The 15,026-nt window shown below is 38.8% G+C and carries 11 protein-coding genes and 1 tRNA gene; 3 read left to right on the forward strand and 9 right to left on the reverse strand.

Annotated elements, in window-relative coordinates; genetic code table 11:
• Window positions 1–308 precede the first annotated feature (308 nt).
• Window positions 309–385 (reverse strand) — tRNA-Asp (locus GWI58_RS15120).
• Window positions 386–507: 122 nt separating this feature from the next.
• Window positions 508–1,266: a DNA polymerase III subunit epsilon gene (gene dnaQ / locus GWI58_RS15125; RefSeq protein WP_094959599.1), complete on the reverse strand. Its 759-nt coding sequence runs from the start codon at window positions 1,264–1,266 to the stop codon at window positions 508–510.
• Window positions 1,267–1,331: 65 nt separating this feature from the next.
• Here dnaQ and rnhA point away from each other — a divergent pair, with 65 nt between their 5' ends.
• The gene (gene rnhA / locus GWI58_RS15130) at window positions 1,332–1,811 is read left to right on the forward strand and encodes a ribonuclease HI (protein WP_004244975.1); all 480 of its coding nucleotides are present in this window, start codon (window positions 1,332–1,334) and stop codon (window positions 1,809–1,811) included.
• Window positions 1,812–1,835: 24 nt separating this feature from the next.
• On the opposite strand, the gene GWI58_RS15135 is transcribed toward rnhA, so the two are convergent.
• Complete coding sequence (locus tag GWI58_RS15135; RefSeq protein ID WP_004244976.1) at window positions 1,836–2,549, reverse strand: class I SAM-dependent methyltransferase; 714 nt, start codon at window positions 2,547–2,549, stop codon at window positions 1,836–1,838.
• A 37-nt stretch (window positions 2,550–2,586) separates the two neighbouring features.
• Here GWI58_RS15135 and gloB point away from each other — a divergent pair, with 37 nt between their 5' ends.
• Entirely contained in the window at window positions 2,587–3,342 is a 756-nt protein-coding gene (gene gloB / locus GWI58_RS15140) for a hydroxyacylglutathione hydrolase (protein WP_060555270.1), read from the forward strand.
• Between the two features lie 73 nt (window positions 3,343–3,415).
• Window positions 3,416–4,750 (forward strand): murein transglycosylase D, encoded by a 1,335-nt coding sequence (gene mltD, locus GWI58_RS15145; protein ID WP_004244978.1) that lies wholly within the window; start codon window positions 3,416–3,418, stop codon window positions 4,748–4,750.
• Between the two features lie 88 nt (window positions 4,751–4,838).
• On the opposite strand, the gene GWI58_RS15150 is transcribed toward mltD, so the two are convergent.
• The 6 genes from GWI58_RS15150 to relA all read right to left on the reverse strand — a co-directional run bounded on the left by GWI58_RS15150 (window position 4,839) and on the right by relA (window position 15,026).
• The gene (locus GWI58_RS15150; protein WP_161769316.1) at window positions 4,839–6,476 is read right to left on the reverse strand and encodes an alpha-keto acid decarboxylase family protein; all 1,638 of its coding nucleotides are present in this window, start codon (window positions 6,474–6,476) and stop codon (window positions 4,839–4,841) included.
• Window positions 6,477–6,659: 183 nt separating this feature from the next.
• Window positions 6,660–8,042 (reverse strand): SLC13 family permease, encoded by a 1,383-nt coding sequence (locus tag GWI58_RS15155; RefSeq protein WP_004247295.1) that lies wholly within the window; start codon window positions 8,040–8,042, stop codon window positions 6,660–6,662.
• Window positions 8,043–8,362: 320 nt separating this feature from the next.
• Window positions 8,363–9,664 (reverse strand): phosphopyruvate hydratase, encoded by a 1,302-nt coding sequence (eno, locus tag GWI58_RS15160; protein ID WP_004244982.1) that lies wholly within the window; start codon window positions 9,662–9,664, stop codon window positions 8,363–8,365.
• A 64-nt stretch (window positions 9,665–9,728) separates the two neighbouring features.
• Entirely contained in the window at window positions 9,729–11,366 is a 1,638-nt protein-coding gene (gene pyrG / locus GWI58_RS15165; protein WP_004244983.1) for a glutamine hydrolyzing CTP synthase, read from the reverse strand.
• Window positions 11,367–11,877: 511 nt separating this feature from the next.
• The gene (gene mazG / locus GWI58_RS15175) at window positions 11,878–12,675 is read right to left on the reverse strand and encodes a nucleoside triphosphate pyrophosphohydrolase (protein ID WP_004247293.1); all 798 of its coding nucleotides are present in this window, start codon (window positions 12,673–12,675) and stop codon (window positions 11,878–11,880) included.
• Window positions 12,676–12,785: 110 nt separating this feature from the next.
• A complete protein-coding gene (relA, locus tag GWI58_RS15180) occupies window positions 12,786–15,026 on the reverse strand; it encodes a GTP diphosphokinase (protein ID WP_020945250.1) in 2,241 nt (746 codons plus the stop codon).

The raw sequence follows: 15,026 nt of genomic DNA on the forward strand, positions 1-15,026 counted from the left end.
CTAATACGAATTAAAACTATAACGATAATAGTTACCATTCTCGATAACGAGATGTAATAAGTAAAATAAAGCTACCAATTGATATGAATTGCTCTTATTTAATAGCAAATAAATGGAGGTAGAAAACAGAGACAAAAGTAATAAACTTAGATATCTATCTGTAATAGAAGACGTGAGTGTCGACAGAATACTGACTAAATAATTTAATGATACTATTTTTATTTTAGGCAAAAAAAAACCGCATCAGCTTAAAGCGATACGGTTTCTAATTATTTTGATGTCAGTTAATACATCAAAATGATAAATTCTGGCGGAACGGACGGGACTCGAACCCGCGACCCCCTGCGTGACAGGCAGGTATTCTAACCAACTGAACTACCGCTCCGCGTATCCTTTCGGACGAGATGAATATTACGAATCTCTTACCTTGTCGTCAACTATTTTTCTAACAAAAAGATGCGTTTGGATAGTTTTTAATCTCAACACTCTATTTATATCACTTTACCTTTATGCCGTTTCATCATTAGAAGCAGGCGCTGGACGCCATAAACAGTGGCCTCCTTTTTTCACCACTAAATCTAACCGAGCTTCGTGCGCAACTAACTCTTCTGCAGAGGCTTTTATTACTTTTAATCCACGCACTGGTCGTACAATACGTTGTATATCATCCCCTTTTTGCTCTTCGCTCGGTTCACCTTCCATTGAAAAAGCTAATGCGGTTTGCCCACCGGTCATAGCTAAGTAAACATCGGCGAGGATCTCGGCATCTAATAATGCGCCGTGCAGTGTTCGTTTGGAGTTATCAATTAAATATCTGTCACATAACGCATCTAGATTATTGCGTTTGCCAGGAAATAACTCCCTTGCCATAGCAAGGCTATCGGTTATTTGGCAAAAAGTTTCTGTGAGAGGAATATCACGGTTAAGCTTCTGAAACTCATAATCCATAAAGCCGATATCAAACGAGGCGTTATGGATAATTAATTCTGCACCACGAATATACGCTAAAAACTCATCTGCTATTTCTGCAAATGAAGGACAATCCTCTAAAAATTCGTCACTGATCCCGTGAACTTCAAAAGCTTCAGGATCAACCAATCTTTCTGGTTTTATATAAACATGGAAATTTCGCCCAGTTAAGCGACGATTGATAACCTCAACGGCACCAATTTCAATGATATTATGGCCTTCATAGTGAACGCCCAGTTTGTTCATACCGGTTGTTTCGGTATCTAGTACAATTTGTCGTGTGATTGGAGTGCTCATAATCCGTTTTTATGTCAGACTTAGGGTTAATTTTTCGTATTACTTAAAAAGGATAAGTCGCCTTTATGCACAAGCAGGTAGAAATATTCACCGATGGTTCATGTTTAGGCAACCCAGGTCCTGGTGGTTATGGTGCAATTTTACGCTACCAACAGCATGAAAAAACCCTTAGTGAAGGTTTTTTTATGACCACCAATAACCGCATGGAACTCCTTGCTGCTATCGTAGCATTAGAAGCGTTAAAATTCCCTTGTAAAATTACACTGACTACGGATAGCCAGTATGTCAGACAGGGAATTACCAAGTGGATACATAGTTGGAAAAAACGCCAATGGCGTAAAGCAGATAAAAGCCCTGTGCTGAATGTTGATTTATGGAAGCGTCTTGATAAAGCCATTGAGCGTCATGAAATTGAATGGCATTGGGTTAAAGGTCACGCCGGTCATGACGAAAATGAACGCTGTGATGAACTGGCCAAAGCGGCCGCGCAATCTCCCACAAAAGAAGATACTGGCTATCTAGAAAGTCAACAAGATAAAACCTGAGAGTAATAACGGCAGATAGTGATATTAATCAGGTCGATTACGTGTAGCGCCTAAAACTCTGCCTTTTACACTCATACGCGGTAATGCAAACTTCATCGCGGTGGGTGTTAAAGGAAGTGTTCTTTTACGCGCTAATATTAAATTTAAACATCCCCCGACATGATAGCGCTTACCATCACGTTTTACGGGACGGGAAAATGGCATAATCTGGAAGTTCTGTTGTGTTATCACTTCATAATTAAGCACACTTAGCCAATCAACTTGGCGACGAAGTGAAAACATCCGACAATAATAGGGCTGTTTATGCCGTAAAATAGGCGTACATTTTCCTATACCTAATAGGCTGATAGGATTAAAACTTGATAGGATGATCCAACCGTCATCCACTAATACACGATCGGCTTCTCTTAATAACCAATGAGGGTCTGCACTGTAATCTAAAACATGAGCCATAAGACAGACATCAACCGATTTATTTTCAAATGGCAGATAATTGAGAGACGCCATAACATCTGTGTTTGTCGTCGTTGTAGTCACGTTAACTTGATGTGAGACCATACTGGATTTAGTATCGAGTTCAGCACTAAGTTGACCTAATTTAAGCATATGAAAACCGTATATTTTCGGCCACCAATTTTGTAATCGCAATTCAATTGCCATGCGGTAATATTCTCCCCAAGGAATATTACGCCAAGAGCTTGGCATACAAATTGGTTTTCCCGAACGCGCTGCTTTCATCGTTTAACCCTTTTATATTTATAAGTAAGGTAACTTTATGGAGCTTATCAGAATTCCCGCTTTATCCGATAACTACATTTGGCTATTAAGTAATGAAAATAGTGAATGTGTGATTGTCGATCCTTCCCAAGCCAAACCGGTTATAGATACTATCTCACAACGTTCATTAACACCTGTCGCTATTTTGTTAACTCATCACCACGAAGATCATGTCGGTGGTGTTGCTGGGTTGGTTAGTAAATATCCTAACATTGAGGTTTTTGGTCCACAAGAAACACAAACTAAAGGCGCTAATAAAATTATTCATGATCAAGAACACATTATTATTGATTCTTTTTCTTTTTTAGTCATCGGAACACCAGGCCATACATTAGGTCATGTCGCCTACTATAGCGAACCTTATTTATTTTGCGGTGACACGCTATTTTCCGGCGGTTGCGGACGTTTATTTGAAGGTAGTGCACAACAAATGTTTAGCTCATTACAAAAGTTAATGGCATTACCTGATAACACCTTAATTTGTTGTGCCCATGAGTATACATTAGCTAATTTGACCTTTGCGCACCATATTATGCCAAAAAATCCTGATATTACCGATTATTTAAACCAAGTTACTGAAATGCGCCATCATTTGCAACCAACAGTGCCAATAACACTGAAAAATGAAAAGAATATTAATCTTTTTCTAAAATCTGACGATATTGATTTACAAAGAATTTTAGGTATAACTTCTAATACTTATGCTCCAATAAAGACATTTACAAAATTAAGAGAATTAAAAGACAACTTTTAGTTCCTATCGGTTGTTTTATTTGGGAACACTAGTATTATTTAGGGCAAAAAACACACAGGACTAATTTTCGAACATGAAGACAAAAGTGATTTTGTTCTCTATATTGCTATTGGCGGGTTGCCAGCAATCTAAGAGCATAAAACCCGATTTGTCTGCGATAACACCCACATCTTTAGGGACTTCAACTTCTTACCAACCACAATATGATATAAAAACCAATTTGTGGGGTTATGTAGTAAGTGAATTAAAAATGGATATCCCTGACAATGAAAGGATTTCGCAGCAAGAAACTTATTTTTTAAATAATCCAAAACATATACAAACCGTTGCATTACGTGCAGAGCCTTATATGTATTGGATTATTGAGGAAATAGAAAAACGTAATCTACCGATGGAGCTTGCACTGGTTCCGGTGGTGGAAAGCGCGTTTAATCCTCATGTCACCTCTTCAGCTAAAGCGGCGGGCTTATGGCAATTTGTCCCTGTCACAGCTAATTATTATGGTCTAGCACAAAATCAATGGTATGACGGTCGCCGTGATGTTGTCGCTTCTACTAATGCAGCCTTAGATTTGCTTGAGCGCCTTTACATTATGTTTGATAGTGACTGGCCTTTAGCATTAGCCGCTTACAATGCGGGCGAAGGTCGTGTTATGCAAGCGATAAAAGCTAATGAGAGCAAAAACCTACCTACCGATTACTGGTCACTTTCATTACCCAAAGAGACCATGAATTATGTGCCTAAAATTCTCGCCTTAAGTAAAGTTATCCGTGACAATGAAGCCGATATCACTTTCCCGAAAAGTAACTATCGCGATAAATCATTAGCCGCAATTGATATTGGCGAACAGATAACATTAAGCAAAGTCGCTGAACTTAGCCAATTACCTATTACAACCGTAAAAGACTATAACCCTGGCTATAAGCGCGGGATCACCGCACCAAATGGCCCTCATGTTATTTTACTTCCTCGTAATAAACTTGCGCAGTTCCAAAATGCGTTTGCTGACGAAGCGATTTTAAAGACCATCCGTTTAGCAGTAGCTAAAGCCAATCAGTCGATTAAGCAAGAAGGCATTTATAAAGTCCGCTCCGGTGATTCATTTTATGCCATTGCTCGACGTTATAATATGAGCGTAAAAGAGCTACAACGACTCAATGGATTAAGTGCAAAGAGTACCTTATTAGTTGGGCAAACATTAAAAATTCATAATGCAGGTAGTGTGAACAATCGTCCAACAAGCAAACCAACCGGCGCTTCACCAAGTTACTATAAAGTTCGTCAAGGTGACTCTTATTACAGTATTGCTCGTCGTCACAATATTAATCTTAAGCAATTAATGAGCTGGAATGCTGATATCAAGATGTTAAAACCGGGAACGCAATTAACGCTTTACTTAAAAAAATAGTTTTTAGCGCCTTGATAAACAGTTAACGCCATCTAACTATCGAGCGGATAGTTAGATGGCTGTTTACTTTATAACATTTTAATACCCATCATTTATACTGATTAAGCAACGCAATAAATTCACTGATTGGCTCCGAATAGTCATGTTTATCCATATCAAGTTCAACAAGGCACAGTTTATCTTGATGCACCTTTAATAAAGGTAATACGGTTTCTAACGCTTCTAGACTATCCACTTTCACACTATAAGCATCACAATTAAATAGCTCAGGTAACTGTGAGTAATTCCAGTTTTGGATATCATTAAAGGTATCTTTAGGCCCGTAAAAGATCTTTTCAAATGCGTAACCTTGATTATTAACAATAAAAATAACGGGATTGAGTTTTAAGCGTAATAAAGTAGAAAGCTCTTGTGCAGTCATCTGAAATGCACCATCACCAATAACAACAAAGGCACGTCCTTGGTTTTCTAATGCAAGAGTAACACCTAATGCGGCGGGTAAAGTATAACCAATGGATGCCCAAATATTACTGACCACTAATTGACTGTTACCAGAAAATATATGATTAACAGCACATAAAAAAGCATTGCCTGCTTCAGCAAGAATAACCGAATTATCATCAAGGACTTTATCTAACAGAAGAGGAATAGAATCTATTTTTATCAGTCCTTGCCAATCAGGCGGTACTATTTTTTGCGGTAGTAACGCTATGTTGTGGGGATAAATATAGTCAAGGGCTAATAAGGCATTAGGCATATCGAGTAAAGAAATGCCATAAATCTTCTCTTCCTCAATTAAGCTATAAGTATCATAAAATTGATAGCAATTTTGTGTGGGAACCTCGAAGGTAAATCCCGCTGTATTAACTTCATCCCAACTCACCCCAAGACTAATAATTAAATCAGAATTTATAATATAATCTAAACCTTGTGGATTAGATAATTCACCAAATAATATTCCACCATACTGTTGACACCCTTCATCAACAACCCCTTTACTTCCCCATACAGTAAAAAACGGCAGATTAGTTTTTTCTAATAAATTCTCAACTTGTTTTCTTAATTGGTAACGTGATACTTGTTCGCCAATAATAATACATGGTGATTTTGATTGCTTAATTTTATTTTCAAGAAGAGTAATAACTTTATTTAAATCGTCGGGATTACTTTGAGGTAATGTTAATTGTAATGGTAACTTTGGTTTATTAACTTTCATCACACCGACATCCTCTGGTATTAATAAATAAACCGGATATCGATAACGCCACAATGTTTCTAATACTCTATCAATTTCTTCCGTCGCATTGTGATATGTTAATACAGCCGTTGTTTTTGAAATATGACGATACATTTTTTCAAAGGCATCAAACCTACCCGTCGCTAAACAATGATGTAATGTTTTTCCTTTCTCTTGCTTTGACTGAGAAGGCGCGCCAACAATATGAATAATGGGAACCTGCTCTGCAAATGCGCCAGCAACACCATTTATCGCACTTAACTCCCCCACTCCATAGGTTGTACACAGAGCAGAAAAACCTTTGATCCGTGCATATCCTTCACAAGCATATGATGCATTTAATTCATTACATGCGCCTACCCATTGAATATCTTTATCATTATCAACAACACCAATAAAAGGTAAATTATAATCGCCGGGAACACCAAAAATAGTTTTAATTTCTAACTCTTTTAATCTTACTAATAAATAATCTAAAACTGTAATCATAACCTGTACCTACTATTTTTATTAGAATAAAGAATGAAATTAAAGTATAGGTACAATTTGTTTTTTTTCTAATTTAATAAAATTAAAAAAATTAGAACAATTAAAATAAAAAACTAATTTAATTAAAATAAAAAAGGTACCTATTTTTATAGATACCTTTTATTTATTAATTAGTAATTGTAATTATAACCAGAAGAACCACGCAAAGAGAGAGATAACTAAAATACACACAAGGTTAAGTACTCCACCTACACGTACCATCTCTGTCTGTTTAATATATCCGGAGCCAAATACAATAGCATTGGGTGGCGTTGCCACTGGTAACATAAAGGCACATGATGCACCGATACCAATAATCATCGTTAACGCCATAACAGGCATACCTAAAGCTTGTGCCACCGTTGCAAAGATAGGAACAAGTAACGCAGCGCTGGCGGTATTACTGGTGAATTCAGTTAAAACAATAATAAAGGTTGTTACAGCAAGAATAATGACAAACCAATGGCTGTTACCAAAAGTATCTTTCATAAAATCAGCCATAACCAAACTTGCACCAGAAGATTGTAAAATTGCGCTCAGTGTTAAACCGCCACCAAACAGCATTAATACGCCCCACTCTGTATTTTCCTGAATTTGGCTCCAACTTGCTACACCCGTCACCCCGATGACAATAGCGGCACTGACTGCAATGACGGTATCTAAATCTTTCACACCACCGAAAGCACTACTGATAAAGGAGCTAAAGATCCAGCAAAATACCGTTACTAAGAAGATAATCATGGTAATAACACGTTTGTTATTCCACTCTAACACTTCTAATTTCAGATCAAACTTATGTTTTAGGTTAGGACGTAGCATCAGATACATCACAATAAACATGATAGGCAATAGCACTAACATGATTGGAACACCGTACTTCATCCAAGTAATAAAATCTAAATTTAGTTGCGCAGCAGCAATTGCATTTGGCGGGCTACCCACCAACGTACCTAAACCACCGATACTGGCACTATAAGCAACACCTAATAGTACGAAGACGAAAGTATTACGTTCTGAACGAATATCTAAGTTAGATAAAATCCCTAACACTAACGGTAACATCATTGCCGCAGTTGCCGTGTTACTGATCCACATTGAGAGTAATGCCGTTACCCCAAAAAGTAACAAGACAGCAATGGAGAGCTTACCTTTAGCAATCATCAATAAGCGGTTAGCGATTAAGCGATCTAATCCTTGAATATGAAGCGCTGTTGCTAATGCAAATCCTCCGAAGAATAAGAAAATAATCGGATTAGCAAAAGATTTTAGCGATTCATTGGTGTTCATTAACCCGAGCACTACCGCAAGGATTGGAATAAACAACGCTGTAATAGTTACGTGAATAGCTTCTGTCAGCCATAACACACCCACAAACACCATTAACGCTAAACCTGCATTAGCTTTTGGATCGTAGGGTAAAAATTCTAGCAATAACAGCAGTAGTACAACGTCGATTGCTAAAATAATTAACCCTCGTTTGTTTATCGGGCTTGATTTCGCCGATGGGGCTAAATTGGACGCATCCATGATAATACTCCACATTAGCTGACGTGAACATTAAGTTCACTAAGCCATAATTGTTAACGAAATAGGTTATATGTGAAATATAAAAACATTTCACTCCATTGAAAATGTGCAAAAGTTATAATTGGGATCTGATCCACGAGAATTAACCGATTTATTAATAAAAGAGTAAAAATTGAACACTATTTTCTCTTACGCATCACACTTTTTATTCCATTGTTCTAGTGTAAATATCCTACTTTCCCTATTTAGCGCCAAAAAAAATGGGTGAACAATACATTCACCCATTTAAAATTAATAAATCTTTCTAATCGAAATTACGATTATGCTTGGCCTTTAACTTCTTTCAGACCATTGAAAGGTGCTTTGCTACCTAATGCTTCTTCGATACGGATCAGCTGGTTATATTTAGCAACACGGTCAGAACGGCTCATAGAACCTGTTTTGATTTGACCTGCTGCTGTACCTACTGCTAAATCAGCGATAGTTGCATCTTCTGTTTCACCAGAGCGGTGAGAGATGATAGCAGTATAACCTGCGTCTTTCGCCATTTTGATAGCAGCTAACGTTTCTGTCAGTGAACCGATTTGGTTAAATTTGATCAGGATAGAGTTAGCAATACCTTTATCGATACCTTCTTTTAGGATCTTAGTATTAGTTACAAACAGGTCGTCACCAACCAGTTGGATTTTGTCACCAAGTACTTTAGTTTGGTATGCGAAACCATCCCAGTCAGATTCGTTTAAGCCATCTTCGATAGAAACGATTGGATACTGTTTAGTCAGCTCTTCTAAGTAATGAGTGAATTCTTGTGAAGTGAAAGTTTTACCTTCGCCTTTCAGTTCGTAGTTACCAGTCTCATTGTTATAGAATTCAGATGCAGCACAGTCCATAGCCAGAGTTACATCTTTACCTAAAACATAACCCGCAGCTTCTACTGCTTCTTTGATAGCCGCTAATGCAGCCGCATTAGATTCTAAGTTTGGCGCATAACCACCTTCATCACCTACCGCGGTGTTCATGCCTTTTGCTTTCAGCACTTTTGCTAAGTGATGGAAGATTTCAGAACCCATACGAACCGCTTCTTTCAGAGTAGGCGCGCCAACAGGTTGGATCATAAACTCTTGGATATCAACGTTGTTATCAGCATGCTCACCACCATTGATGATATTCATCATTGGTAAAGGCATTGAGTATTGACCGTGAGTACCGTTCAGATCAGAAATATGCTCATACAAAGGCATACCTTTCGCTGCAGCAGCTGCTTTTGCGTTTGCTAAAGAAACAGCTAGGATTGCGTTTGCACCAAAGTTTGATTTGTTTTCAGTACCATCTAAATCGATCATGATTTTATCGATATTAGCTTGGTCTTTAGCATCTTGACCCAAAAGAGCTTTAGCGATTGGTCCATTAACAGCTTCAACCGCTTTCAGAACACCTTTACCTAAGAAACGTGACTTATCGCCATCACGTAATTCTAAAGCTTCACGAGAACCTGTTGATGCGCCTGATGGAGCCGCCGCCATACCAACAAAACCACCTTCTAAGTGAACTTCAGCTTCAACTGTTGGGTTGCCACGAGAATCGATAATTTCACGACCAAGTACTTTAACGATTTTGGACATACGGTTTTCCTCTGTACAAGTTAAATTTCCGAGAAGAGAGATACGCGCTCTCTTCTCACATATCCTATTTTAGCAAGCCTTTTTGGTAGTCAAAGGCTGCTTTCACAAAGCCAGCAAATAACGGATGGCCGTCACGTGGCGTTGAGGTAAACTCAGGGTGGAATTGACAAGCAACAAACCAAGGATGATTTGGATTTTCAATAATTTCCACCAGCTTGTTATCAACTGAACGACCTGCAATACGTAAACCCGCATCTTCGATACGTTTTAACAATAGATTATTCACTTCATAACGATGACGATGACGCTCTGTAATCGTATTTTTACCATACAGAGTACGCACTAAACTATCGCCACTTAAATGACAAGGTTGTGCACCAAGGCGCATTGTTCCACCTAAGTCACTATTTTCTGTACGCACTTCAAGATTGCCATTCTCATCACGCCATTCAGTAATAAGCGCAATAACTGGGTATTTACAATCAGGTGCAAACTCTGTGGAGTTAGCATCTTCCATATTGGCAACATTACGTGCAAATTCAATCATAGCCACCTGCATACCTAAACAGATGCCTAAATAAGGGATTTTATTTTCACGTGCATATCGAGCAGCCATAATTTTGCCCTCAACACCACGTTCACCAAAACCACCTGGAACTAAGATTGCGTCTAACCCTTTTAGGATTTCTACACCACGAGTTTCCACATCTTGAGAATCAATTAATTTGATATTTACCGCAACACGGCTTTTGAAACCACCATGTTTTAATGCTTCAATCACTGATTTATAGGCATCTGGTAATTCAACATATTTACCAACCATACCAATGGTAACTTCGCCTTCAGGATTGGCTTCTTCGTAGATAACCTGTTCCCACTCAGACAGATTTGCCACTGGGCAATCCAAGCTGAATCGTTTACAGATATAATCATCTAATCCTTGCGATTTCAAGAGTGCAGGGATTTTATAAATGGAATCGACATCTTTTAATGAGATAACCGCTTTCTCGGGAACATTACAAAACAGTGCAATTTTGGCGCGTTCATTAGCTGGAATAACGCGATCTGAGCGACAAATTAATGCATCTGGTTGAATACCAATCGAGAGTAACTCTTTTACAGAGTGTTGCGTTGGTTTGGTTTTTACTTCACCCGAAGCCGCTAAATAAGGCACTAATGTTAAGTGCAGATAGAAAGTATGCTCACGCCCTACTTCTGCCGCCATTTGACGGATAGCTTCTAAGAAAGGAAGTGATTCGATATCACCGACAGTACCACCAACTTCAACTAACACGACATCATGACCTTCACCGCCACGGATGATGCGTTCTTTGATTTCATTAGTGATATGAGGAATAACTTGGATAGTAGCACCAAGATAGTCACCACGACGCTCTTTGCGTAGCACTTCTGAGTATACACGGCCGGTCGTAAAGTTATTACGACGCGTCATTTTCGTGCGAATAAAGCGCTCGTAATGGCCTAAGTCAAGATCAGTTTCAGCTCCATCGTCAGTGACGAAGACTTCTCCGTGTTGAATTGGGCTCATTGTACCTGGATCGACGTTAATATACGGATCTAACTTCATCATGGTGACATTGAGTCCACGGGCTTCTAGTATAGCCGCTAAAGAGGCTGCGGCAATGCCTTTACCCAGAGAGGATACGACCCCGCCGGTCACAAAAATATAATTCGTTTTCATGCTGAACCTGAAAGTTTAGGTGTATTTGGATGATGGATATAACTGGACGGGAACACAGTATACCCGAACCTTATTTTCGCTACAAACATTCTTAGTTGTATAAAGTTCTTTTTCATCACATTACTTATCCGTTTAAACACGAAAAAACAGTAAAAATTCAATCAACTAAACCCGTGAAAATATTTCTCAAGCATTTTAGCTTAATCCTTTCAGCTAAGATATCACTTTTAGAGAATAGATGCTTTATTTTTTTCACGATATAAAGTGTAGCAGGTTTCGTGACATATCTTTTGCTTATGATCATGCTTTTAATTTTTTTGAGGTTAATCACACTTTTTAGCAAATCAAATGCAACAACGATATTTAAAGCCACCTAAAATAAAAAAAGCGAAATTACCTTTTATAATTTCGCCTTTTATAATTTTTTATAAAAAGTGAGCAAAAACAATGAGATTCTATCTATTGTTTTTCGCACTTAATGTCACAAAAACAAATAATGATGAGTCATTCTTCACTCAATTTCTTTTTCCTTCGCTTTTTGCCAACTGATCTCCATCTCTTCTAATGAAGCATTTTCTATGTTTATACCCTGCTCTGTGAGCATTTTTTCAACAAACCTAAACCGTTGCTCAAATTTACGACAAGCTCGATTAAGTGCCTGCTCTGGCTTCTGTTTTAAATGGCGCGATAAATTAACCACAGAAAAAAGCAAATCCCCCAATTCATCCTCAATACGTTGATCATCTCTAGGGGCTTTTTTCACCTCTGCCATCACTTCATCTATTTCTTCATACACTTTATCTAATACAGGGGAAAGCTCGTGCCAATCAAAGCCAACGGAGGCACAGCGCTTTTGCATTTTCTCTGCTTTCATCAGTGCCGGTAAAGTAGCAGGAATATCATCAAGTAATGAATATTGTGCTTTCGCTTCACGCTCTTGAGCCTTGATTTTTTCCCAACGATGCTTTTCAGTCGCTAAATTATTTTCATTTTCTGTAGCAAAAATATGTGGATGACGACGTTCTAATTTATTGCTGATGGCTTCGCAGACATCATTAAAATCAAATAATTGCTGTTCTTGCGCCATTCTGGCATAAAAAACGACCTGATAGAGTAAGTCCCCTAACTCCTCTTTAAGTGCGGTAAAATCTTTGCGAGCAATGGCATCCAGTACTTCATAGGTTTCTTCTAATGTATAGGGGGCTATGGTGTCAAAGGTTTGTACCCTATCCCACTCACAGCCTGTTTGAGGATCACGTAATTGCGCCATAATGGCTAATAAACGTAAAATTTCACGGTTTTCTGACATTATCTGGCCTTGTATATAAAAGTGATCGTTATGTCGAGTTAACAAAATTTCGTAAAAAAATGCCAAGACACATTGTGCTTGGCATTTTATCCGTTAAGGTGACCAATGTCTTAATGAGAAAAGCGTTTGGCTTCTATGACATCAGGTAATTGATTGAGTTTCGCTAAAATACGCCCTAATACTTGGAGATTATAAATCTCAATATTCATATCAATAGTCGCTATTTGTTGCTTCACATCACTGCGGCTACTAACTCCCAGCACATTCACTTTTTCATTAGCTAAAATAGTGGTGATATCGCGTAATAAACCACTGCGATCATTAGCCACAACCCGCACCACTAATGAATAACCACTTGAGTAATTCTCACCCCACACCGCATCGACAATACGCTCTGGTGCGTGAGAAAGTAACTCAGCTAATTGATCACAATCTGCACGGTGAATTGAAATACCACGCCCTTTGGTAATAAATCCAACGATATTATCGCCTGGAATAGGTTGGCAACAACGTGCGATATGATGCATTAAGTTCCCGACACCCTCGACCACAATACTGCCACCACCTGACGTGGTTGTTTTTGGTGTAGCCGTTTTATTTTCTAATGAGCGTAACGCCTCTTTGTCTTCATCTTCCGCTGTGGCTTTATTCAGCTTACTTTGTAAGAAATTGACTAATTGATTGATACGGATATCACCAACGCCTATGCCTGCCAGCACTTCATCAAGACTATGGACGTTATAACGAGCAATCAGCAGTTTTTCTGCTTCTTTCATATTGATATCAAGCGGCGCTAATTCATTATCTAAGATTTGGCGGCCTGCAATAATATTTTTATCGCGATCTTGTTTACGGAACCAATTGTGGATTTTTGCTCTACCACGACTGGTTGTCACATAACCAAGGTTAGGGTTTAGCCAGTCTCGGCTTGGATTAGGGTGTTTTTGAGTAATAATTTCAATTTGATCGCCCATTTGTAGCTGATAGCTAAATGGAACGATGCGCCCGCCGATTTTAGCACCAATACAGCGATGACCAACATCACTATGAATATGATAAGCAAAATCTAATGGTGTCGAGCCTGCGGGTAAATCAATCACATCCCCTTTTGGCGTAAAGACATAGACGCGATCATCAAATACTTGACTACGTACTTCATCTAGCATTTCACCAGAATCAGCCATCTCTTCTTGCCATGCAATTAATTTACGTAACCACGCAATACGATTTTCATAACTTCCCGTCCCGCCTTTGGTTGTTGCACCAGTAGCACCTTCTTTATATTTCCAATGCGCTGCAACACCTAATTCAGCATCTTCATGCATCTGACGAGTACGTATTTGGATCTCAACGGTTTTACCTTCAGGGCCAAGTACTACCGTATGAATAGATTGGTAACCATTTGGTTTTGGATTGGCAACATAATCATCAAATTCATCGGGTAAATGACGAAAATGAGTATGTACAATACCTAAAGCGGCATAACAATCTTGTAGGCGTTCGACAACAATACGTACCGCACGAACATCAAATAGCTCATCAAAGGCGAGATTTTTTTTCTTCATTTTTCGCCAAATACTATAGATGTGCTTGGGACGTCCGTAGATATCGACTTCAATATTCTCTTGCTGCATATAACCACGCACCGTACTGACGAAATTATCAATATACTGTTCGCGATCAATACGGCGTTCATGCAGTAAATTTGCAATTTGCTTATATTCATCAGGATGAAGATAACGGAAACAGAAATCTTCAAGCTCCCATTTTAATTGTCCAATCCCCAATCGATTGGCTAATGGTGCATAGATATTAAAACACTCTTTTGCCGCTAAGACCCGTTCATCCTCAGTGGCGTCTTTCACTTCACGTAAATGGGCAATTCGCTCTGCGAGTTTGATAACTACACAACGAAAATCTTCCACCATAGACAATAACATACGGCGTACATTATCGACTTGTACTGAGCTAGTTTCGTTGGTATGTGTCGCTTTAAGCTGGCGAATAGCATCCATCTCCATTACGCCACGCACTAAATTCCATATCGCCTCACCAAAATGTTCAGTGATAACTTCCTGGTTAATAAGATCTTCTTCAGCAAGTGGGAAGAGAAGTGCTGCCCTCATGCTATCTTTATCCATACTGAGTGTCGAAAGAAGTTCAACCATCTCAACACCGCGCCATAGCAACAGTTGCGCATCTTCACGGCCCTGAACAGTACGATGACAGTATTCCCAGGTTTGCATGATTTCACTCCCCGCATTCGCATGAGTTAAATTCAAGCTATTAACCCATTTATCAACGGCAAACTCCCCTGCAGGTGTTAAGTGAGCACTTCTAACTGCAACCAT

Source organism: Proteus sp. G2674 (genome assembly GCF_009915195.1).
In the GTDB taxonomy this organism is placed as follows: Bacteria; Pseudomonadota; Gammaproteobacteria; order Enterobacterales; family Enterobacteriaceae; genus Proteus; species Proteus mirabilis.

Bases quoted from the DNA above. Each gene is read 5' to 3' on its own strand.
- dnaQ (WP_094959599.1), bottom strand. From the start codon at position 1,266: ATGAGCACTCCAATCACACGACAAATTGTACTAGATACCGAAACAACC.
- rnhA (WP_004244975.1), top strand. From the start codon at position 1,332: ATGCACAAGCAGGTAGAAATATTCACCGATGGTTCATGTTTAGGCAAC.
- GWI58_RS15135 (WP_004244976.1), bottom strand. From the start codon at position 2,549: ATGAAAGCAGCGCGTTCGGGAAAACCAATTTGTATGCCAAGCTCTTGG.
- gloB (WP_060555270.1), top strand. From the start codon at position 2,587: ATGGAGCTTATCAGAATTCCCGCTTTATCCGATAACTACATTTGGCTA.
- mltD (WP_004244978.1), top strand. From the start codon at position 3,416: ATGAAGACAAAAGTGATTTTGTTCTCTATATTGCTATTGGCGGGTTGC.
- GWI58_RS15150 (WP_161769316.1), bottom strand. From the start codon at position 6,476: ATGATTACAGTTTTAGATTATTTATTAGTAAGATTAAAAGAGTTAGAA.
- GWI58_RS15155 (WP_004247295.1), bottom strand. From the start codon at position 8,042: ATGGATGCGTCCAATTTAGCCCCATCGGCGAAATCAAGCCCGATAAAC.
- eno (WP_004244982.1), bottom strand. From the start codon at position 9,664: ATGTCCAAAATCGTTAAAGTACTTGGTCGTGAAATTATCGATTCTCGT.
- pyrG (WP_004244983.1), bottom strand. From the start codon at position 11,366: ATGAAAACGAATTATATTTTTGTGACCGGCGGGGTCGTATCCTCTCTG.
- mazG (WP_004247293.1), bottom strand. From the start codon at position 12,675: ATGTCAGAAAACCGTGAAATTTTACGTTTATTAGCCATTATGGCGCAA.
- relA (WP_020945250.1), bottom strand. From the start codon at position 15,026: ATGGTTGCAGTTAGAAGTGCTCACTTAACACCTGCAGGGGAGTTTGCC.